We start from the raw sequence: 22,135 nt of genomic DNA on the forward strand, positions 1-22,135 counted from the left end.
AATTCGAGCCGAACTAACTTGAAAAAAATTCAAGTAATAGTTTGGCTTTTTACTTATTTTCATTATCCTCCCAGTTTTATTCTTCAGCATGTTTATAGTATATAGGGCATATATTAAAATAAAAACAACAGATGGGAGATTTATCCTTGCATAAGTTCGTGCTTATTTCACTTATCATCCTTTCCGTCATTTGCTTCTTTATCAATATATTAGGGCTAATGAATATCATCCCGTTATTTATCACCTCTCCACTACTATTTATCACACTACTTGGACTACTTCTTTTTCTTAACGATAGAAATAAATTTAGAGGCTTTCATTAATAATGTACAAAGAGCTGTGTAACCAACACATTAACCACGTTTAGCCTAGTTGCAGCACTAGCACAAAAAAATCACATAAGAAATCAAGAGATTATGCGTATAAAAAGATAGGGACTGACGAAAAAGTCAATTTTATGACTTTTTTCGTCAGTCCCACTATTTTATTCTGCAAGTAATGCTTCCATTTCATTAAGTTTTTCTTCAAAGACTTTACATGCAGCTTCAATTGGTTCAGATGTAGTCATGTCGACTCCAGCTTTTTTCAAAACTTCAATCGGATAATCCGAACTTCCTGCTTTCAGGAATCCAAGGTAGCGTTCAACCGCTGGTTCTCCTTCTTCAAGAATTTGTTTCGACAATGCAGCTGCAGCACTGAATCCAGTTGCATATTGATACACATAGTAATTGTAATAGAAATGAGGAATTCTAGACCATTCTAGTCCGATTTCATCATCAATAATAATATCTTCCTCACCGAAGTACTTTTGATTTAATGCATAATATTCTTTCGTTAACATTTCTGCTGTTAATGCAACACCTTCTTGAGCTTTCTTATGGATTAAATGCTCGAATTCAGCAAACATTGTTTGTCTAAACACAGTTCCACGGAAGCCCTCAAGATAATGATTAATTAAATATAATTGTTGCTGTTTGTCATCCGTTTGTTTCAGCATATAATCTCCAAGTAATGCTTCATTACAAGTTGATGCAACCTCTGCAACAAATATTGAATAATCTCCATAAGGATATGGTTGAGTTTTCCGAGTGTAATAACTATGCACACTATGTCCAAACTCATGAGCTAAAGTATAAAGATTATTAACATTATCTTGCCAATTCATCAATATATAAGGATTTGTCCCATAGGTACCAGATGAGTAAGCACCACTGCGCTTCCCTTTATTCTCTTCCACATCGACCCAACGATTTGAAAATCCTTCTTTCAGAATGTTTACATACTCCTCTCCTAAAGGCTGTAGTCCAGCAATAACTAATTCTTTTGCTTCGTCATAGGAGATCTCCATTTTCACATCTTTCACTAATGGCGTATATAAATCATACATATGCAGCTTATCAACACCGAGAACCTTTCTACGGAGTTTAACGTAACGATGCAATAAGTGCAGATTTTTATTAATCGTTTCTACTAAATTGTCATACACGCTTTCCGGAATATTATTAGCGGCTAATGCTGCTTGTCGTGCTGATTGATAATTTCTAGCACTTGCATAGAAATTATCCTTTTTAACAGTGCCACTTAATGTACTAGAGAAAGTATTACTAAATTTCCCATACGTTTCATAAACCTTTTTAAAGGCTGCTTCACGAACACTTCTATCTTGGCTTTCCAAGAACTTCACATAATTCCCATGGGAAATTTGAATATCATTTCCATTCTCATCTTTAATAACTGGAAATTCTAAATCTGCATTATTTAACATTCCAAATGTTGTACTGGAGGATCCTAGTACTTCAGAAGCTTGTGCAAGAAGAGCCTCTTGTTCAGCAGATAATACATGTCCACGTTGTAAATTAATTTCTTCTAGTGCATGTTTATAGAGTTGTAAATCTTTATTCTCTTCTACAAATTGCGCTAGTTTACTTTCATCTATATCTAAAATTTCTGGAACGATATATGAGAATTCACTTGCAACAACTGAATATAGACTTTCAGCACGTGCATTCAAACCTTGATAATGGGAATTACCAGTATCCTGATCATATCGCATATGAGCATATGTATACAGCTTACCCATTCTTTCGGATACTTTGGATTGGAATTGAAGAGCTTCATATAATGTCTCAGAGCTGTCACTTAGCTTACCTTTATAATTACCAGCTTCCTTTAAAAGTCCTTTAATATCTTCATATTCCTTTTCCCAAGCATCATCACTTTCAAAAATGTCTTCTAATCTCCATGTCAATTCCTCAGGAATTTCTGAGCGCGCAGGAAGAGTTTTTACTGCTGTTTCGTTGGCCATTGCCATCCTCCATTCTAAATAACACTACTTTTAAAATTCTTTCGAAAACCGAAAGTTTAATTACATTACTTATTCTACTAAATATTCAATAATCCTGCCAATTTTAATTATTTCGTTAGCTTCTTTATATCGGATATTCATTCTTTTAATTGTATGAATTATCTCTCCTATAACTAGTATGACCAAAGCTTATATTCCTATATAAACTTTCCTCTTGCTTTTGTAATTGTTCCATCGTTTGTGGAATCAAAATATTTCTTTTCTTTTCAAATAAATCTATTCCCTTACGGTCGAAATATTCCAGTTTAGAAAGTACATGGATATATTCTGCCAGCGCTTCCTTCCATCTCTGTTCTTTTTCTAGTGGTAAATCTCTTGCAATAATGTGACCTGAACGTATTCTGTTCTCGATTTTATGATGTACATACTTCAAAGAAAATGTTTGACCAATTTTTATGTTCTTCAAGGAGTCTAAGTAAGTGTAAAATTGCCATTCTACTGGATGTGAGTGAAAGTATTCTTTATAGAGAGTGGGAATTCCTATAATTGGTGGTAAGTGAAATGGATGATGTTTGTGGATATATACATTTTTTAGAAAGGGATCTGATTTTAAATTTCCATAATAGACTTTTGTTTGTAACCAGTTATTTTTTTCTTGTATCCAGCGTTTAACATTTAAGGATTTTGGATGGAATACATTTCTTGTGTATGAATTTCCATTTAAAGATTGCACCTGATAAGATGCTGCAATTTTTCTGGACGTTAATGAAGTAATGCCAGTTAGATAATGGAACATCTCATCACTTGGATCATAACTTATACTAGATAGCCCACTATTGCCCCGCTGTTTTACAAAACTCCACTGAAAGTCAGATAATCGAAAGAAATTCTTTGAATATTGCTGCTGAAATGGTAAGCCACCAATAATCCAAATTGGAATAATACCAGCTGATAAATAACCATTTGTTCTCTTTCTGATTATGTCACGAGATATTGGGCTACATTGGAACTCAATCGCATAGGAATGATTCTCTTGCTTAATAAAAATATCTGGTCTTTGTTTGATTGTTGGAAGATACACCTCTAAGTACACACTTTTAACTTTACTCTTAAAAAATGTAAAAAGCTGTTTCTTTCCTTGCAAATGCTGGTGGCTTTCAGGCTCTGATACTGAGGAACTACAATTGGAGAATTTGAGGTGGGAAAAGTGGGGAATCCGTATTTCACCTACTTTCAAAATTACACGTTCTTTACATATTGGACAATAGAAGTTTTGGTTTTGTAATGTACTTCTAATTTGTTGAGGTGACATGTCACCTGCTAATGAAATAAAATTTCCATTTTCATTATAAGCTGTTAACAACTCACCACTTCCTTTCTTACACTAATATTTCTACAATCATTCATAAAATCCTTTTTAATTACAAGAAAAAACCGATTTCAATTTGAAATCGGCTTAATTAATTAAAGTATTGATTTATTGTAGAAAACACATTATCCTTCATCACAACTTTACCATATTCCTCCAGGAAGAAAGTGGTATATGGACTATCTACTCCATATTCTAGAAGTAAGCTTAATGCATCCTCAATTGTGTCGTCGTCAATATTATCGGCCAAGAACTTAATATATAGATGATACTTATCATCATAAGAATAAAGCGTTGTTGTTACATCTTCAAAATTTTGAACTTTTGCTAAAGAAATGACATGTTCTAAATCGTTAAACTCCATCATAAACTCAAGAAGTTTATCGTCAATTTTCTCAATTGCTCCGAGTTTGAAATTTTGATCTAAATAATCAGCCATATTCTCATTAAGAGGAATGCTATCTATTTTTGCATCAGGAATAGGTAGTTCCAATCGACGCCCATCCTTAGAAATTTGTGCTTTTGTGACTATAACTTCTAGTCCCTTATCTAAGGCTTGAACTTGAATCCAAAGTGGTCCTTCAGGGACAAATTCATCTTCAAGATGAATTTCCTCCATCATCTCCCAGAAAAGTTCTTCACTCTTCTCGCGATTGTACCAGATCTCTTCTCGATCAAAGCCTCGCTCTTCTATGTCAACATACGAAATATAAAACTTAACCGTATACTCATTTATTCGTTCTATTTCCACACATCAACACTCCCTTCTAATTTTTGGTGGTGAAGGGATTTTAATCCCGTACAGGAGATGCATTTTCTTATTAGTAAAATGTATTTATTTCTCCTTGTACTCATTTTATGATAAGCACTACAAAATTGGAAACAATTAATACTCCTATTTACAAAATCGTTCATTTGCCTATCTAAATAGTTCATGTTTTGCTTATTTTAACTAACATATGGCTGAAAATCAAGTTTATTCATAAAATTTAATATACATAATAAAAAGAGCCGACTAAAAACCCTTTTAATAAAGTTTTTACTAGCCGCTCTTTTGAAATACCATTTGCAGTATATATTTATCCTTTTCGGTTCATCCATAATTATTCTTATTATCCAATGCTTTGTAATATGTGTGTATTGGTTTCAATTTCCACAAATTTGCAAGGATACGAATGGATGAAAAGTAGTAATTGGTGATTTAATTAACTAATTTTTGTGCTTCTCTAAGTTGATATGATCTTACTTTTCTTGGTAAGAATCGTCTAATTTCATCCTCGTTATATCCAACTTGTAATCTTTTCTCATCCAAAATAATTGGTCTTCTTAAAAGCCCAGGATTTTTTTGAATCAAATCATATAATTGTTGAAGTGGAAGAGAGTCTAAATCAATATTTAATTTCTGAAATATTTTCGAACGAGTAGAGATGATTTCATCTGTACCATCTTCCGTCATTCTTAATATACCTTTAATTTCATCTAAGGTAAGTGGTTCAGAAAAAATATTTCTTTCTTTATATGTAATTCCTTGATCCTCTAACCACATTCTTGCTTTTCTACAAGATGTACAGCTAGGTGAAGTGTACAATGTTACCATAATATAACTCACACTCCTATTCTAAAAATGATTGCATATTTATATGCAAAAAATATATATATCGTTAACTATTTTCAATCCTATTCCATTTCACTGCTTCTTATCTAATAGAACAGTATATATGTATTATACACCATAACTGCCAGAATGAATAGGTGTTTTAAGGTTTTTTTCCATCTGTTACTATAATTTTATATAAGCTGTTATAGTCACTCACCTTTGTGGAATATGTACCCCATTTTATTAACTGTTAAACATTAATCGATTAATTCCAAGTTAATATTTCCGACAATGTCAATAATATACATGTTTTTTTCACACAAGAAAGGGCTAGCGGCATACTTTGCCGACTAGCCTATTTACACTTATTCTGGGGTATAATCTGCATCAGGAAAATAAACATTGGATGGATTCCATAAAAGGTATTCCTGTATACCTTCATCGTAAAGAGCTTTTATTTGTGCTTCTATCTCAGCCTCAGTATACTCTTTATAATTTCCTTTCCCTAAATATGATGCAGTGAAATTTTGTAACCATGGTCGGGAGACAGGGGGATTTTCAATCTTTCCTAGAACTTCATTTTCTACCTTTGCATACTCCCTCACTAGTTTGTATGGTTCCAAATCAGGCTTTGCTATACCGAAATAAGGTGTCCAATGACTAGGATATATCATAGATGAAATCACATCGACATTTTCAGATATCTTTGTGAAGTTCTGTCCAATACCTGGTGCTTCCGGAATTGTTGCAGTATATCCAAAAATATCAACAGATACTTGCACACCATAGTTTGCTAGTTTTTCTTTCGCATAAGCAACGAAGTCACTAACTGCTGCAACACGTTTTTGCACATCATCTTCTTCTAAATCTGCATATTCACCAAGACCATATTTAAAATCATCTGCTCGTTTTTCGAATCCTTCTGGAAAACGCACATAGTCAAACTGAATTTCTTGGAAACCTAGTTTTGCCGCTTCTATTGCTATATCTATATTGTAATCCCAAACTTCTTTCATGAATGGATTAACGAAAGATTCTTCTCGACCATTTTTCCACACTTTTTCTCCATCAATAAATGAAAGATCTGGTCTCTTTTCTGCCAATACAGAATCTTTAAAAACTACGATTCTTGCAATTGGATAAATTTGTTTTTCCTCAAGCGTATCCATCATTTCTACAGGGTCTTTAATATAATTTCGGCTAATATCAGCATTTGGATGATTCTCTGGAAGCTTATATGTAACATTCCCCCAATCATCCTTTATATCAATAACCATTGCATTTAATTCCGTTGAATCGACTAGGTCTACTAATGTATTCCATCTACTTGCACCAGCGGAATGGCCTGTTACGTATATTCCACGAACAGCGTCTGGATATTCAAATTCTCTCCCTGAATCATATGCAAAACGTGGCACTTTCGCTGGAAGCTCTTTTAGTTCCAACGTAAATTCACTTATTTGATGTTTGTGGATTGTATTACTTTCTGCGGCGGTTTGGACTGGAAGCATACTTAAATAACTGATCAATAACCCCGCAATAACCAACAGTTTTCCCCAACTCAAAAGACTTCTCCCTCCTTAAAAACAAGAAATTTGTCGGTACTATGTTGATTCTTGTCTATTTATCTATTTTAACAACTTTTACTGTTGAAGGGAACGAATATCTCCAACATGAGAATATTCTACTATCTTGCTTGTCATATTTTCAGCAGGTATAATAAACAGTACATTGTCCAACAGGCTTCTTATTAAACATATGGGTAAAATTATGTACATATTACTTCGTGCTTTTATACAAATGCTTTCAATTTGCACGGATGCTTTTTATTTTTTAGAGGAGGTTTATTTATAGTGAAAACTATCTTTTCTGGTATTCAACCAAGTGGCGTTGTAACTCTTGGCAATTACATAGGAGCTATTAAACAATTTGTTGATCTACAGCATGATTACGATTGCTATTTCTGCGTTGTTGACCAACATGCTATTACGGTTCCACAAGAAAGATTAACATTAAGAAAAAACATTAGGACGTTAGCTGCAATTTATATTGCTGCAGGATTAGATCCTGAAAAAGCTACACTCTTTATCCAATCTGAAGTCCCTGCACATGCTCAAGCTGCATGGATGTTGCAATGTATTTCTTACCTTGGTGAGTTAGAAAGAATGACACAATTCAAAGACAAAGCACACGGAAAAGAAGCTGTATCAGCAGGATTATTAACATATCCTCCTTTAATGGCAGCGGATATTTTGTTATATAATGCTGACATTGTTCCTGTTGGTGATGATCAAAAACAACACATCGAATTAACTCGTGATTTAGCAGGAAGATTCAATAACCGCTACAATGATATATTCACTCTTCCTGAGGCTAGAATTCCAAAAGTTGGGGCAAGAATCATGTCTTTACAAGACCCAACTAAAAAAATGAGTAAATCTGATTCAAATCAACGTGGATTTATTACGATTTTAGATGAGCCAAAACAAATTGAAAAGAAAATTAAATCTGCTGTTACGGATTCTGAAGGAATTATTAAATTTGATCGCGAAAACAAACCAGGTGTATCAAATTTACTTTCCATTTATTCTATTCTAGGTAACAAATCGATAGAAGAATTAGAAGCTTATTATGATGGTAAAGGATATGGAGATTTTAAGAACGACTTAGCTGAGGTAGTTGTAAACGCACTTGCACCTATACAGGAACGTTGTAAAAACTTACTTGAATCTTCAGAACTAGATGACATACTAGATGCTGGGGCAGAAAAAGCTGCTAGAAAAGCGAATAAAATGCTAAAGAAAATGGAAAATGCAATGGGATTAGGAAGAAAAAAGAAATAAATTATTAAAAGAGGGCTTGTCCAATGTAAATGGATAAGCCCTCCTTTTGTTTAATTAACTTTTGAATCATATTCCATTTCCCATAGTTTTTCAAAAAAAGGTTGACCTTTTACGAGATTTTCACAAAGCATGACGTGTTTTTCCGTCCATCCCTCTTTCGTTTCTTCATAGAGAGATTGCCATGCTTCTTCAAAGTCCATTGCTTGAATATCGTTATACCGATGCGGTGACCACTCTGTATACCAATAGCGAATTTCTGCTGTATTTTTAGATGTGTATAACTGATCCAATGCCATAAACATTAAATTTTTCAAATGTCTTTCTTTCCTTGTTAAGCCGGACATTAATTCAGGAGCAGGAGATAAAATATGATATTCCTTAATAGAATCAGGCTTAAACTTATAGATTGTTGGATTGTTATCTGCAATCATTTCATAAACAAGTTGCTCTTGACGAGGTATTAACCTACTTTTTCTTAATGGGATTGTGTAACCTATCGTATCCACTGCTAAAATTCCTTTTCCATCTGTTACTACAAAACAATACTCTAATTGCACTCTTTCATGATTTTTTCGTAAATATGCTTTTTTATAAATATCATTAAGTAATGCCTGTGGTAACTCTGCTAAATTGTTTTCAATGTAGTCAAAAAGAATTGGTTCGATATACAACAATGGAACTTGATCTAGGAGTTCGATTACATCTTCTCCCCTTCTCCATTCATGAAAATGGCATACATTGTAACCGTTCTCTTCACCTTCAAACCAATTCACCCAAACATCATGAAGATACAGCATCCTTAACCCCTCACTTCATTACTATTTGTCAATCAGTATAGGCAGGCTGTAGTAAAATTATTCCTATAAGTAACAGCTACTCTGATTTTTTATTCGAACTATAGATGGAGGATATAATAATCACTAGTCCAGCTAGCAGGATATAAAATTCAAACCTTGTTAAGATAAAGACAAAATAATCTCTATATCCTACACCGGTAGTAATCATATTTAAGTAACTTACTACACTAACACCACCTGCTAAAGAGAAACATATCCCGATTAGCAATAATGATATGCGATATATCATAAATAAACACATCCTGTAAATAGATTGTTGTTTACTTATCATTCATGTAAATATATATGATAGAGTTAAGGACTAATGCAGTATCCAACAAGATTCCTTCGTTCAGAAACATCATTTCTTATTCTTTATCGAGAAAGTGATTGTTTCTCAGAAATTCCTCCGATTTCATTTCAAATGAGTCCAACAGTGTTATCTTATTGTTTTTCACATATCCTTTCACAAGCTCAAAACCAACAGCATATCCTAACATTTTTGGAATCCCTCTCCTTCCAAAGAGAAAGTCATCATGTGAGCGATCTTCTCTCGTTACCGATAGATTGGGTTCATATATATGTTTCATAAAATATGCTATTCTTTCATTCGAGAATTCCTTCGTCCATTGCGCCAAATACTTTTTACCACAACAATTCAATACAGCTAATTCAGCAAGTCCTTCAAAAATGATAGAATCTAACAATGTATATTGTTCAAGCTCTTTTTTATATTTTCTCATTCTTGTGACATGGTGATATTCATGTACAAACAACGCTTCTAATTCTTTTTCTTCTAGCCCATTTTTAACAAATAAAAATAATTTATTTGGAAATGCAATCCCTGACTTCCCTTTTAATTGTCCCATAAAAAAATGTTGATTTTCATTTATAGGAAATATATATATATCCACATTTGGTCCACGCCATTTTTTTCGGTAATTCTGATAAAATTGATCTACTTTACTCCAAATTTTCTCTTTCTTTAAAATTCCAATTGTTTTCTTTGTCTGTTCAGATGGAGTATACATTCCAAACAGTCTTAAATATTTATAAAAATCATTGGCATCTTTTACGCCAGGGTTCGCCTTTTTGCATAATTCTATTGGATTATCATGAAATTCATCTAACCATTTATCTGTTCCCACTACCCCATTTTCGAAACCACCTCTCCATTTCATACTATTTTTTGAAAACAGAGTTGGTTACAAAATTGCAAACCTCAAAAGGAAAGATGGTGGAGCACTTTTTATCATTCTATGTAACTCTAAATATTGTTTAATTGAGGAAAGTCATGCTTGCAAGCCATATCTCCAGAGTAAAAAGTATTTAGAATCTGTGGGAAAAGGAACAGGAGTAGTAAACACCTAATAAATCGAACAATAAAAAAGAGACTATCCGAATTCATCAAATTTCGAATAGACTCTTTTTATCACTATTTATTCATACTTCTTAAATACAATCGTCGCGTTATGACCACCAAAGCCAAGTGAGTTACTCATAACAGCTTTGACTTCCGCTTTTCTTGCTTCGTTTGCTACATAATCTAAATCACAATCTGGATCTGGAGTATCATAATTGATTGTTGGTGGCATTACACCATCTTTAATCGCCAGTACAGAGAAGATGGCTTCTACTCCACCTGCAGCACCTAATAAGTGGCCAGTCATTGATTTAGTAGAACTTACACCTAATTTATATGCATGTTCACCAAACACTTCTTTGATTGCCATTGTTTCATATTTATCATTATATGGTGTACTTGTACCATGTGCATTAATGTAATCAACATCTTCAGGTGATAGTTCACCATCAGAAAGTGCGATTTTCATAGCACGCACTCCACCTTCGCCACCTGGTGCTGGTGCTGTAATATGGTGGGCATCTCCTGTAGAACCGTAACCAACGATTTCCGCATAAATTGTTGCTCCACGTTTTAAAGCATGTTCTAATTCTTCGAGAATGACAATTCCTGCACCTTCGCCAATAACAAAACCATCACGATTTGCATCAAATGGTCTGCTTGCTTTTTCTGGATCTGGGTTAGTTGAAAGTGCAGTATTTGCACAGAACCCAGCAACTGACATTTGTGTAATTGGCGCCTCTGCTCCACCAGCAATCATCGCATCTGCATCCCCGCGTTGAATTACTTTAAATGCGTCTCCTATCGAGTTTGTCCCCGTAGCACATGCAGTAACTGTACATGAGTTTACACCTTTTGCTCCTAAATAAATCGATACTTGTCCTGTCGCCATATCTGGAATCATCATCGGAACAAAGAAAGGACTTACTCTTCGATATCCACGTTTTTGGAAAGTCTCAAATTGATTCTCGAATGTTTCCATTCCACCTATACCGGAACCAATCCAAACACCAATTCTTTCCGCATTGCTCTCATCAATCGTTAGTTTTGCATCCTCTATCGCCATCATGGATGCTGCAAGAGCATAATGCGTGAAACGGTCCATTTTACGCGCTTCTTTTCTTTCTACATATTTTTCAACATCGAAGTCTTTTACCTCTGCAGCTACTTTTGCTGAATAGTCATCAGGATTTAATCTTGTTAATGGACCAACTCCAGATTTTCCAGCTAGAATATTTTGCCACGTTGTATCGACATCGTTTCCTAGAGGAGTTACTGCTCCTATGCCCGTTACAACTACTCTTCTTTTCATATTCATTCAGCTCCTAGTATTAAGGTGTGTTATTTTCTTATTTACCCCATCTCATCGCTATTGCTCCCCAAGTGAGTCCGCCACCAAAGCCGACCATAACGACGATGTCATCATCTTTAATTTTCCCATTTTCTAAATCATCTGCTAAGGATAATGGAATGGATGCAGATGAAGTATTTCCATACTTATGCACTGTTTTAGACATTTTTTCTTCAGGTAATTCCAAACGTTGTCTAGCCGATTCCATGATTCGAATATTCGCTTGATGTGGAATTAGAAAATCTACATCATCCTTTGATAGCCCTGCTTTTTCAATCACGTTAACGGAAGATTCACCCATTTGTCTAACCGCGAATTTAAATACTTCTCTTCCATTCATTACAATATAATCATCTTGATATAAGTGCTTACCACCTGAGCCGTCTGCTCCTAATTCAAAAGATAATATACCACGGCCTTCTGACACAGTGCTCATTACACATGCACCTGCACCATCGCCAAATAATACTGCAGTATTACGATCATTCCAATCTGTTATTTTAGACAATTTCTCAGATCCTACAACCAAAACATTTTTGTATGCATCATTTTCAATGAATTGCTTAGCAGTTATCATTCCATACATGAAACCTGCACATGCAGCACTTAAGTCCATTGCAGCTGCTTTCGTACAACCTAATTTTTCCTGAAGTATACATGCTACTGTCGGGAATGGTTGATCTGGTGTGATCGTCGCAACTAGTATTAAATCAATATCCTCTGGTTGTAAACCAGAATCTTCAATTGCATTTTTTGCTGCTATATATGCCATATCTGACGTATTTACATCATCTGGAGCAATACGTCTTTCTTCAATACCTGTTCTTGTTCTAATCCATTCATCTGATGTATCCATTCTTAATTCTAAATCTTTATTCGTAATAACTTGTTCAGGAACATATTTCCCAACGCCAATGATACCAGCATTCATAATAGCAATCCCTACTTTCCTATCTAAATTCACACATGTTATTATTATCAATTATTATGACTTGGTACTAATTATAGCATCGAAATATATCCTTGTAAAATACGCTCGTCCATTTTTTCAATAAAAAAAATGCCCAATTTCTATGTAATATTTGAAAAATCAGCATGTCACACTCATTATTACAAAATCTTTTCAATTAGAAATTGAGCAATTTCATCATAGTTTTGTAGTTCCTTTTTCGTCCACTTATGTGCAATATTACTAGCTTTATAATATAGCGCTCCATCAGCTTGTTCATAATCCATCGTTATACAGTATTCTTTAACATTTTTATGATTTAATTTTAGTTCTTCTATCCCTTTACTTATTTTACAGTTTCTCGAATGAATTGCAGTTGGACCTACTAATAATATAGTTGTTTTAGCAAAAGATGGTTTCGTTATTATTCCTTGTAACTGGATTAGTAATTGTTCATTTATGTTAGAATCATCACGTTCATAAAAGTCAATTAAAGGAACAATTAAAAAATCTACATCTTCAGATATTAAATCATGATCATCATCCACATAATCAAAATGTAAATTAGCATTTCTACCGATGTACATCCAATTTTCTTCACACTGCTCGTTTTGCCAACTTGCATAGTCTTTACCATATACAACGAATCCGCTGTCGAGTAATTGGCTACAAATTCGAAATCCAAGCGATTGACGTGCACCAACGACTATTGCAGTTCTCATCCAATTCTCCTCCTTGTTCCCGTCATTACATCCTATGCAATTTGTACAGATTCTGACATTTTTGTTCAGATTTCTAACATATTTTTCATTTGAAAGGAGTTTCACATTTACAATAGTTATGATATGATTTGAAGTATATTTTAATTATTTAGTATGAGTTTACATACATTTTACATATGAGATGGGGGTAACTATTGATGAAATTCGTAATGACAGCTGTATGGGGTTTCATTTTAACGCAAGTGCTAACATACGTAGCAAGTTCCATGTTAAGTATTCCATATGACTTTGCAACTGGATCCTTACTTGCAGTGGGCTTAATCGTCCTAATCATTCTACTTGGCGCAGTATCCAGCACAAATACAACAGAAACACATTAAAACACTGAAACCAAAGATTCCAAATGCAAATGAAAAGCCAATCTATGCTTGAAATATTCAACATAGCTTGGCTTTTTTATATGGATTTAACTTATTGAAAATACATTTATGTAGTATCTTAGTTTTTTTCTCTCAGGAAGGATATGAAACTTAAGTTATTGAAAATACAAGCGGAGGAAATACACGGAGACCCCTGCGGGATGTACGGTAGCCGGGAGACCCCGCAGGTGCGTTCAGCACCGAGGAGGCTTCCGAACCTTGTTTAGCTCAAGCTCCTAGCGGCTAGCGAACGAGCCATTCCTTTCCCTACGATAAGTCAACATCGGCTCGTTCCTTACCGTGTTTCCTTTATCTCAGTACAGGAATGGCTCCCGTTCTTACGCCGCTGATCAGGAGCCTTCGCTTTTCTAAGCCCGCGGAAAGCGTAGTGTATTTCCGTAGCGATATTATTCCACTTAAATTTTTTTAAATTTAACCAGTTAAAAAAGTTACTTGCTTTTTTAATGCTTTTTCACCGTAATAATTAATGAACCATCCACAAGATCAACTAAAAGCGTATCATAAGGATGAGCATTCCCTGCAATAATCTCTTTCGCTAAACGCGTTTCTATATGACTTTGTAAATATCTCTTCAATGGACGCGCTCCATATACTGGATCATACGCAGCATTTGCAATATATTCCTTCGCTGCCTCACTGATTTCCAAGCTTAAATTTTGTTCACTAAGTCGATGTTGTAATTCCTTAGCTAACTTCGTGACAATTCCTTTTATATTTTCTAAAGAGAGTGGCTTGAAGATAATAATATCATCGACACGATTTAAAAACTCAGGACGGAATGATGCGCGCAGTTGTCCAAGAACCAAATCTTTTGTATTTTCATCTAATGAATCATCCTCTCGTTGAGCTTCCAATAAATATGTGGAACCGATATTCGAAGTCATGATAACAATAGCATTTTTAAAGTCAATTCTGCGCCCTTGTGAATCTGTAATTCTTCCATCGTCTAATACTTGAAGTAGAATATTAAATACTTCTGGATGTGCCTTTTCAATTTCATCGAGTAAGATAACGGAATATGGTTTTCTTCTTACAGCCTCGGTTAACTGACCACCTTCTTCATAGCCTACATAGCCAGGAGGAGCTCCAATTAATCTAGAGACCGCATGTTTCTCCATATATTCAGACATATCAATGCGTATCATTTGTTCTTCACTATCAAAAAGTGTTTCTGCTAATGCTTTTGCTAATTCTGTTTTACCTACACCAGTTGGCCCTAGAAAAATAAAAGAACCTATAGGTCGATTAGGGTCTTTAATTCCTGCTCTTGCCCGTAAAACAGCATTACTAACTAATTCTACTGCTTCGTCTTGACCAATCACTCGATTATGAAGAATACTTTCCAGTCGTAATAATTTCTCCCGTTCCCCTTCGACTAATTTCATAACGGGAATTCCAGTCCACCGTGACACAATTTCAGCAATCTCATCTTCCGTCACTTCTTCTTTTATTAAGCGGTTTTCATCTGATTGCTTCTCTGCTAATTGTTCATCCAGACTTCGTAGTTCTTTTTCTAATGCAGGAATGCGCCCATGTCTTAATTCAGCAGCTTTGTTTAAATCATAATCGTTTTCAGCATCTTCTAATTCACGACGCAGTTTATCTAGTTCTTCTCGTTTTTCTTTAATATGTAGAATTTCTTCTTTTTCTGTCTGCCATTTCGCCTGCATCGCATTCGCTTTTTCTTTCAAATCTGCTAGATCTTTTTGTAAAATAATTAAGCGTTCTCTACTTACTTCATCATCTTCTTTTTGAAGTGCTGCTTCCTCTATTTCCAATTGCATTACTCTTCTTGTTACTTCATCGAGTTCACTTGGCATAGAATCGATTTCCACACGAATATTAGCACAAGCCTCATCTACTAAATCAATCGCTTTATCAGGTAAGAACCTGTCTGTTATATAGCGATTTGATAAAGTTGTAGCAGCTACAAGAGCACGATCCTGAATATTTACACCATGATGGATTTCAAAGCGATCTTTTAATCCACGTAAAATAGAAATCGTATCTTCTTCTGTTGGCTCTGGAACAAGAACTTTTTGAAACCTTCTTTCCAAGGCAGGATCTTTCTCAATATATAAGCGGTACTCATCTAACGTAGTTGCACCAATACAGTGTAGCTCTCCTCTAGCAAGCATTGGTTTCAACATATTTCCTGCATCCATTGCTCCTTCTGTTTTTCCAGCACCAACGATGGTATGAATCTCATCAATAAAAAGAAGGATCTTCCCTTCACTTTTCTTGATTTCTTGTAAAACAGCTTTTAGACGTTCTTCAAACTCACCTCGAAATTTAGCTCCAGCAATTAAGGCTCCCATATCTAATGCAAAGATTGTCTTATCTTTTAATCCTTCCGGAACATCCTTCCTTACAATTCTTTGGGCTAAACCTTCTACAATCGCTGTTTTTCCAACACCTGGCTCACCAATTAAGACTGGATTGTTTTTCGTCTTCCTTGATAAAATCCTAATCACATTTCTAATTTCATTATCTCTGCCAATAACAGGATCTAATTTTCCCGCTTTCACCTCTGCTACTAAATCACGTCCATATTTTTGTAATGCGTCATATGTTGATTCTGGATTTTGAGATGTCACGCGCTGTCCCCCTCTTACTCGTTCTACTTCACTCTTCAATAATTGTTTTGTTAAACCGTGTTGTTTCAAAAACTTAGTAATGTCCACATTTTCTTGTTCCCATAGTCCAAGAGCAAAATGCTCTACAGATAGGAACTCATCCTCTAATGCTTGCTTTTCATTTTCTGCATTCGAAAGTAATTGCTGTAAACTTGAAGTTAAATATTGACCTCCTTTTACATTTGAACCAGTAACTTGTGGCTTTTTATTTATTAATCGGTTTAGTTCTGTATCTAATTCATTTCGACTAACACCGAATCGTTCATATAATTGCATAAGGAGGCTGTCAGTTTTATTTATTAAAGCCTTCCAAAGGTGATCAATATCAATTTCAGGATGATGATTACTTACTGCAGTTTGCTGAGCTTCGATAAACGCATCTTGCATTGTTGTCGTCATTTTACTCAAATCCATATTTATCATCCTCCTTTCTTTTACAAAAAAGCTCTGTAAAACTCTGTTGTTGATTTTCGCTCCTGTACACTCGCTTTCCGCGGGCACGGCCTCAGCTAACTTGGCAAAGAAAACCGCTTTGCCAAGTGGATCTTCGGCTCGTGCTGTTCCCGCAGGAGTCTCGTGTACATCTGCTACAATCAACTAAGTTGTTAACACCAATGAACTTTAACAGAGCCTACAAAAAAATAGCGGACGCTTCCACCTAGGAGCATACCGCTATTATTATTTCACCATTTCTGCAATTCATCATGCACTCTATTCTAATTTAGGAAACTCCAAGAGCGATTTTAGCATAACGTGACATTTTATCTTTTGTCCAAGGTGGATTCCATACAATATTTACATCCACTTGTTTCACTTCAGGGATATCTACAAGAGCAGCATTCACTTGATCCACAATTACAGGGGCAAGTGGGCATCCCATAGATGTTAATGTCATTGTTACTGTCGTTAGACCTGCATCATCCATTTCAACATCATATACTAATCCCAAATTCACTATATCAATACCCAATTCCGGGTCAATTACTTGTTCTAAGGCACCATAAATATTCTCTTTCAAAGCCTCATCCATTTCTAACCACTCCTTTTCGAAATAAATTGCTTTCTAACATTATCATACCAAAATTATGAAAAAAATAAAGTTATACCACTTATGAATTTACTTTATGCAGCAGATGTTTCTCAAACCAATCAATGGTTCTCAATAATGCTTCTCTTGTTACTTTATGTGCAGCTTGTTCATCTACTATGAATTCAATATTAGATGGTGATTCTGCATAATCCGATTTAACCTGTTCATAAAAATTAAATGTCGGTTGAAAAGGTACTGTAGGATCTTTTTTACCGTGCCAGAAAAGAATTGGTCTTCCAGCAAGTGCTTCTGGCTGAGCAGTGATATCATATTTTCGTAAGCTAGAATAGATACTGTCAATTTGCTCCTGGGTTAGTGGAAGGTCTATCTTTGCTTTCCTAAAATGGTCTATTTGCATTCTGGCAAATTCTTCATACGCAGGACTTCCCATTAATGAAACAGCGGTATTAATCCATTTGTATTGAGTCAAAGCACCGAATGTAATTACTCCACCCATGGAAGTTCCAATTAATCCAATCCTTTCTTCTTCCACTAAACCTTTTTCTACAAAAGCATCCTTTAACGTATCTAATTCCAAAATACTGTGAGTTACAATATTCCAGAATTTAAATTGAATGATATTTTTACTTTCCCCAGTATGCCTTTCTCCATGAAAAATAACATCTGGTAAAATCACTCGAAAACCTTTCTCTGCAAGTAAATAAGCAAAGTGTAAATTATGCTCTTTCGCCGATGTAAATCCGTGGATAAAAATAATGAGAGGTAATTTATCGTTAGTATTTCCGTTTTTAACGACATGTAAAAGTGGAATGCCTTTTACAACTTCATTATGAATTTCTATCATGGCTTTCCCCCCCTATGAACAATTATGCACATACTTATTTTAGCACTCCCTTCCGTTTTATTCCAAAGAGATGTGATGTAATTTGCCATATCTTTCTCGTTATTTTTATTTATTTTACACAAACAATACTATTAGAACGCAAAAGCGTTCATATTCATTCCAGCTTTCTAAATCTACAAAGGCGGTGTTTATGAATGGGTAAGAAGAGCAAATCAAAGCGTTTTATCCAGCACGGCAAAAACTCTGTAGAAAAACATGCTGAACGATTTACGTATCGTTCAACATTGGAAGAAAGGGAACAACAACGGAATGAAGACTTTTATTATGGGAGTAATGGCTAATGGGAAAAAATAGACTATTTCAAGAAGCCCGTCACTTTGTCGAAATTGCAGAAGAGGCTTTTGCAAGTGGAAGTAAGAAAGATAAATCAAAGGCAATTTCCGTAGCCAAGAATGCCCTTTCCTCTGCATATGCGAATTCAACTGTAGCTGAACAAAAGCAACTTAGAGAATTCCAAGATGCATTGGATAAATTACAATAAGCAATATTTATAAAAAGGAATGTCTCAAAAATCAACCATGTTTTTGAGGCATTCCTTTTACCTATTCTCTTCTGAATAATCCAAACACAGCTGTAGTTTGAACAATATTAGTAAATGCGTGTGGATCTACTTCTTTAATGATATGTTCTAATTCGAACAATTCATATCTCGTTAAGACAATCATCATCATATCTTTATTTTCGTTGGAAAATGCTCCTTTTGCAGGTAGAACTGTAATACCCCTTACAAGGCGACTATGAATGGCTTTTTTCAATTCAGGTGACTTTTTCGTTACGATCATCACAGTGAGTTTTTGATGACGTGTGTGAATCGCATCAATTACTCTTGTTGATACATATAATGATACGAGTGTATATAGCGCCTTATCCCATCCATATAAAGCACCTGCAGATACGACAATGATTCCATTAATAATAAAGATATATATTCCAACTGGTTTATCATTCATCCTTGATAAAACCATCGCTACAATGTCTAGACCTCCGGTAGAAGCACCCACTTTTAGCGTAATACCAATTCCAATCGCAGATATTACTCCACCAAATACAGCATATAAGAGAATATCAGCAGTCTGTGTTTTAATAGGTAAAAACTCTAGGAAAATGGTCATGAACAATACAGATACGAAACTGTACAATGTGAATGATTTTCCAACTTTCATCCAGCCTAAAATGATCACTGGTATATTAAGCAAGAACACTAATATTCCGGTAGAGAGTTGGATAGGTGTAAAATCGGTTAACACATTGGAGATAAGCTGAGCAGCTCCAGTTACCCCACTTGCGTATACATTTGCTGGAATGAGGAAGAAGTTCAAAGCAATCGCATTTAAAAACGCTCCAACTAAAACAATTATTGTAATTTTCACATGTTCTCGAACCGAAAATTGGTTATTTGACATTCCATATCTCCCTTTCATATAAAAGCAAAAATAATTTGTATTACATAATTGTACTTTTCATCAGAAGTATGTACACTAAAGGGTATAGTATAATTTTCTGAATTGTTCTTTGCAATCAGAAGTTACATTATTTTATCACGAAAGGTGATTTTTTATGAAAATGAAACTATTTGCTGATAGCGCATGTGATTTACCTCTATCCTTCTTCCAAGAAAATAACGTACAATTGATTCCTTTACAAGTTCATATTGGAGATGAAGAATATTTAGATTTAGAAACCATTCAGCCGGAAACTGTTTATGATGCAATCAATTCTGGTAAAATGCCTAAAACTTCTCAGGCATCACCACAACGGTTTGAACAAGTTTTTACCGAATTAGCTAAGTCTGGGGAATCTGGTCTATATATTGCATTTTCATCGGAACTTTCTGGTACATATCAGACGGCTGTAATGATTCATGACCAAGTAAAAGAAGAGTATCCAGACCTCGATCTAACTATTATTGATTCAAAATGTGCTTCGATTGGTTATGGTTTATGTGTACAGGTCGCAGCGAAGTTACTGAACGAAGGAAAAACAAAAGAAGAAATAATAGAAAATGTTACATTCCACTGTGAACATATGGAGCATTTATTTACTGTTGAGGATTTAGACTTTTTAGCTAGAGGTGGAAGATTATCAAAAGCTTCTGCATTTCTTGGCGGATTACTAAATATAAAACCACTTCTACATGTCGAAGACGGAAAGTTAGTACCTATTGAGAAAATCCGTGGTAAGAAAAAATTACTGAAACGTATTATTGATTTGATGGAAGAGCGTGGCGAAGACCTGGCTAACCAGACGATTGGTATAAGCCATGGAAATGATATAGGGATTGCAAATGAAATTAAAGCAATGATAGAAGAACGATTTGGTACAAAGAATTTCTATATTAATATTATTGGTTCCGTTATTGCTGCTCACACTGGTCAAGGCACATTAGCAATATTTTTCTTGAACAAGAAACAATAAAAATGTTGTTCTCATCATTTTCTCCTGATTCTTGGTAATACTATTAACTGTTTAGCCCAAGAAAGGAGAAATTCAAATGCGCTATAATACATCTGATAATGACAAAAAAGCAAAAGATAATCAACGTGTCCATGAAGAAAAAAATGAACTACGTGAAAAGAACAGACAAGCAGGAAAACACCAATATTCAAAAAAGACTGACCATCTCTAATTTTATAGCCGCTAAGTATTTCGATACTTAACGGCTATTTTTTATGCATAAATAATAATCAACGGGGTATATCAACTATGTAAGAAAAAAACCTTTTACAACTAAGCTAAAGGGAGTGCTATTATGTCTCAAAACAACAAAAACACGATGCCTAAACAACAGCAAAACAAACAACCTGGGATTCAAAGCGAAATGAACCCAATACCAGAATCAATTAAATCCACTTATAAAGGTAGTGGCAAACTTACAAATAAAGTTGCCATTATCACTGGTGGGGATAGTGGAATAGGTAAAGCTGCAGCACTTCACTTTGCAAGAGAAGGTGCTGATATTGTCATTTCTTATCTTAACGAGGATTCTGATGCTGAATTAACAAAGCAGGAAATTGAAAATGAAGGAAGAAAATGTCTATTAATTCGTGGTGATATTGGACAAGAACAGCACTGCCAAGATATCGTCAAACAAGTAATGGACACCTTTAATCAAATTGATATTCTTGTTAACAATGCAGCAGAACAACATCCACAAAAAAGCTTGCTTGATATTACAGAAGAGCAATTAGATAAAACGTTTAGAACAAATATTTACTCTTTCTTCTTTTTAACAAAAGCAGCATTACCACATTTAAAAGCAGGAAGTTCAATAATAAATACTGCATCCATTACTGCTTATGCAGGAAGCCCTGAATTACTAGACTACTCCTCAACGAAGGGAGCGATTGTTTCTTTTACTAGGTCATTAGCTATGTCACTAGCTGAGAAAGGAATCCGAGTAAATGGTGTAGCACCAGGACCTATTTGGACACCACTTATCCCTGCTACTTTCGATGCAGAAAAAGTAAGTAACTTCGGCTCCTCACAACCAATCGGCCAACGTCCTGGACAACCATCCGAACTAGGACCTGCTTATGTTTATCTAGCTTCTGAAGACTCTAGCTATGTTACTGGTCAAATGATTCACATTAACGGAGGATCTGTTGTTAATGGATAAACAACGTTCGTGCAATAAAACTGATCCACATGCAAATATATACTTTTGAAAGAGGTTGGGACATAACCATTTGACTTGAATGTAAATCCGAACAATGTAAGTGTAGCTATAACGCTTCGGAAATACACTTCGCTTTCCGCGGGCGGCTAATGA

Annotated in this window: 22 protein-coding genes; 7 read left to right on the forward strand and 15 right to left on the reverse strand. The window is 34.9% G+C overall.

The window, feature by feature from the left end; genetic code table 11:
* Positions 1-484: 484 nt before the first annotated feature.
* From pepF to ACFPM4_RS04405, 5 genes are all read right to left on the reverse strand, one after another.
* Positions 485-2,305: an oligoendopeptidase F gene (pepF, locus tag ACFPM4_RS04385; protein WP_382348055.1), complete on the reverse strand. Its 1,821-nt coding sequence runs from the start codon at positions 2,303-2,305 to the stop codon at positions 485-487.
* 145 nt (positions 2,306-2,450) lie between these two features.
* Positions 2,451-3,668 carry a competence protein CoiA gene (locus ACFPM4_RS04390; RefSeq protein ID WP_382348058.1) on the reverse strand — a complete coding sequence of 406 codons (1,218 nt, stop codon included), beginning with the start codon at positions 3,666-3,668 and terminating at the stop codon, positions 2,451-2,453.
* A 97-nt stretch (positions 3,669-3,765) separates the two neighbouring features.
* The gene (mecA, locus tag ACFPM4_RS04395; protein WP_382348061.1) at positions 3,766-4,425 is read right to left on the reverse strand and encodes an adaptor protein MecA; all 660 of its coding nucleotides are present in this window, start codon (positions 4,423-4,425) and stop codon (positions 3,766-3,768) included.
* A 450-nt stretch (positions 4,426-4,875) separates the two neighbouring features.
* The gene (spxA, locus tag ACFPM4_RS04400) at positions 4,876-5,271 is read right to left on the reverse strand and encodes a transcriptional regulator SpxA (protein ID WP_144929047.1); all 396 of its coding nucleotides are present in this window, start codon (positions 5,269-5,271) and stop codon (positions 4,876-4,878) included.
* A gap of 365 nt (positions 5,272-5,636) precedes the next feature.
* Positions 5,637-6,836: a putative glycoside hydrolase gene (locus ACFPM4_RS04405; protein ID WP_382348064.1), complete on the reverse strand. Its 1,200-nt coding sequence runs from the start codon at positions 6,834-6,836 to the stop codon at positions 5,637-5,639.
* Between the two features lie 285 nt (positions 6,837-7,121).
* On the opposite strand from ACFPM4_RS04405, the gene trpS reads away from it, so the two are divergent.
* On the forward strand, positions 7,122-8,114 hold the full coding sequence (gene trpS, locus ACFPM4_RS04410; protein ID WP_144929063.1) for a tryptophan--tRNA ligase: 993 nt from the start codon (positions 7,122-7,124) through the stop codon (positions 8,112-8,114).
* 50 nt (positions 8,115-8,164) lie between these two features.
* Here trpS and ACFPM4_RS04415 read toward each other — a convergent pair whose 3' ends face one another.
* The 6 genes from ACFPM4_RS04415 to ACFPM4_RS04440 form a co-directional block, all read right to left on the reverse strand.
* A complete protein-coding gene (locus ACFPM4_RS04415; protein ID WP_382348067.1) occupies positions 8,165-8,911 on the reverse strand; it encodes a YjbA family protein in 747 nt (248 codons plus the stop codon).
* A gap of 76 nt (positions 8,912-8,987) precedes the next feature.
* Positions 8,988-9,200 (reverse strand): hypothetical protein, encoded by a 213-nt coding sequence (locus tag ACFPM4_RS04420; protein ID WP_144929051.1) that lies wholly within the window; start codon positions 9,198-9,200, stop codon positions 8,988-8,990.
* Between the two features lie 118 nt (positions 9,201-9,318).
* Complete coding sequence (locus ACFPM4_RS04425) at positions 9,319-10,098, reverse strand: DUF2268 domain-containing putative Zn-dependent protease (RefSeq protein ID WP_382348070.1); 780 nt, start codon at positions 10,096-10,098, stop codon at positions 9,319-9,321.
* 291 nt (positions 10,099-10,389) lie between these two features.
* The gene (gene fabF, locus ACFPM4_RS04430; RefSeq protein WP_382348073.1) at positions 10,390-11,625 is read right to left on the reverse strand and encodes a beta-ketoacyl-ACP synthase II; all 1,236 of its coding nucleotides are present in this window, start codon (positions 11,623-11,625) and stop codon (positions 10,390-10,392) included.
* A gap of 37 nt (positions 11,626-11,662) precedes the next feature.
* The gene (locus ACFPM4_RS04435) at positions 11,663-12,595 is read right to left on the reverse strand and encodes a beta-ketoacyl-ACP synthase III (protein ID WP_382348195.1); all 933 of its coding nucleotides are present in this window, start codon (positions 12,593-12,595) and stop codon (positions 11,663-11,665) included.
* Between the two features lie 179 nt (positions 12,596-12,774).
* Entirely contained in the window at positions 12,775-13,335 is a 561-nt protein-coding gene (locus tag ACFPM4_RS04440; protein ID WP_382348076.1) for a hypothetical protein, read from the reverse strand.
* A 197-nt stretch (positions 13,336-13,532) separates the two neighbouring features.
* Here ACFPM4_RS04440 and ACFPM4_RS04445 point away from each other — a divergent pair, with 197 nt between their 5' ends.
* Positions 13,533-13,715: a YjzD family protein gene (locus ACFPM4_RS04445; protein WP_144929065.1), complete on the forward strand. Its 183-nt coding sequence runs from the start codon at positions 13,533-13,535 to the stop codon at positions 13,713-13,715.
* Positions 13,716-14,215: 500 nt separating this feature from the next.
* On the opposite strand, the gene clpB is transcribed toward ACFPM4_RS04445, so the two are convergent.
* The 3 genes from clpB to yjfP all read right to left on the reverse strand — a co-directional run bounded on the left by clpB (position 14,216) and on the right by yjfP (position 18,306).
* A complete protein-coding gene (clpB, locus tag ACFPM4_RS04450) occupies positions 14,216-16,825 on the reverse strand; it encodes an ATP-dependent chaperone ClpB (protein ID WP_382348079.1) in 2,610 nt (869 codons plus the stop codon).
* Between the two features lie 307 nt (positions 16,826-17,132).
* Positions 17,133-17,441 carry a metal-sulfur cluster assembly factor gene (locus ACFPM4_RS04455; protein ID WP_144924379.1) on the reverse strand — a complete coding sequence of 103 codons (309 nt, stop codon included), beginning with the start codon at positions 17,439-17,441 and terminating at the stop codon, positions 17,133-17,135.
* A gap of 79 nt (positions 17,442-17,520) precedes the next feature.
* Positions 17,521-18,306: an esterase gene (gene yjfP / locus ACFPM4_RS04460; RefSeq protein ID WP_144924376.1), complete on the reverse strand. Its 786-nt coding sequence runs from the start codon at positions 18,304-18,306 to the stop codon at positions 17,521-17,523.
* A 194-nt stretch (positions 18,307-18,500) separates the two neighbouring features.
* Here yjfP and ACFPM4_RS04465 point away from each other — a divergent pair, with 194 nt between their 5' ends.
* Entirely contained in the window at positions 18,501-18,647 is a 147-nt protein-coding gene (locus tag ACFPM4_RS04465) for a hypothetical protein (RefSeq protein WP_186324758.1), read from the forward strand.
* A complete protein-coding gene (locus ACFPM4_RS04470) occupies positions 18,647-18,847 on the forward strand; it encodes a DUF3813 domain-containing protein (RefSeq protein ID WP_144924373.1) in 201 nt (66 codons plus the stop codon). Before ACFPM4_RS04465 ends, ACFPM4_RS04470 begins: the two co-directional genes overlap by 1 nt.
* A gap of 61 nt (positions 18,848-18,908) precedes the next feature.
* Here the strand turns inward: ACFPM4_RS04470 and ACFPM4_RS04475 are convergent, their stop codons facing one another.
* The gene (locus tag ACFPM4_RS04475) at positions 18,909-19,769 is read right to left on the reverse strand and encodes a YitT family protein (protein WP_144924370.1); all 861 of its coding nucleotides are present in this window, start codon (positions 19,767-19,769) and stop codon (positions 18,909-18,911) included.
* 154 nt (positions 19,770-19,923) lie between these two features.
* Between ACFPM4_RS04475 and ACFPM4_RS04480 the strand changes: the two genes are divergently transcribed.
* The 3 genes from ACFPM4_RS04480 (at position 19,924) to ACFPM4_RS04490 (ending at position 21,982) form a co-directional block, all read left to right on the forward strand.
* Positions 19,924-20,781 carry a DegV family protein gene (locus ACFPM4_RS04480; RefSeq protein WP_144924367.1) on the forward strand — a complete coding sequence of 286 codons (858 nt, stop codon included), beginning with the start codon at positions 19,924-19,926 and terminating at the stop codon, positions 20,779-20,781.
* Between the two features lie 76 nt (positions 20,782-20,857).
* Positions 20,858-20,992, forward strand: a complete 135-nt coding sequence (locus ACFPM4_RS04485; RefSeq protein ID WP_144924364.1) for a DUF3941 domain-containing protein — start codon at positions 20,858-20,860, stop codon at positions 20,990-20,992.
* A 123-nt stretch (positions 20,993-21,115) separates the two neighbouring features.
* Entirely contained in the window at positions 21,116-21,982 is an 867-nt protein-coding gene (locus ACFPM4_RS04490) for an SDR family oxidoreductase (protein WP_382348086.1), read from the forward strand.
* Positions 21,983-22,135 lie beyond the last annotated feature (153 nt).

It is taken from the genome of Lederbergia graminis, assembly GCF_042655485.1.
GTDB classification, from domain to species: Bacteria; Bacillota; Bacilli; order Bacillales; family Bacillaceae_C; genus Lederbergia; species Lederbergia graminis.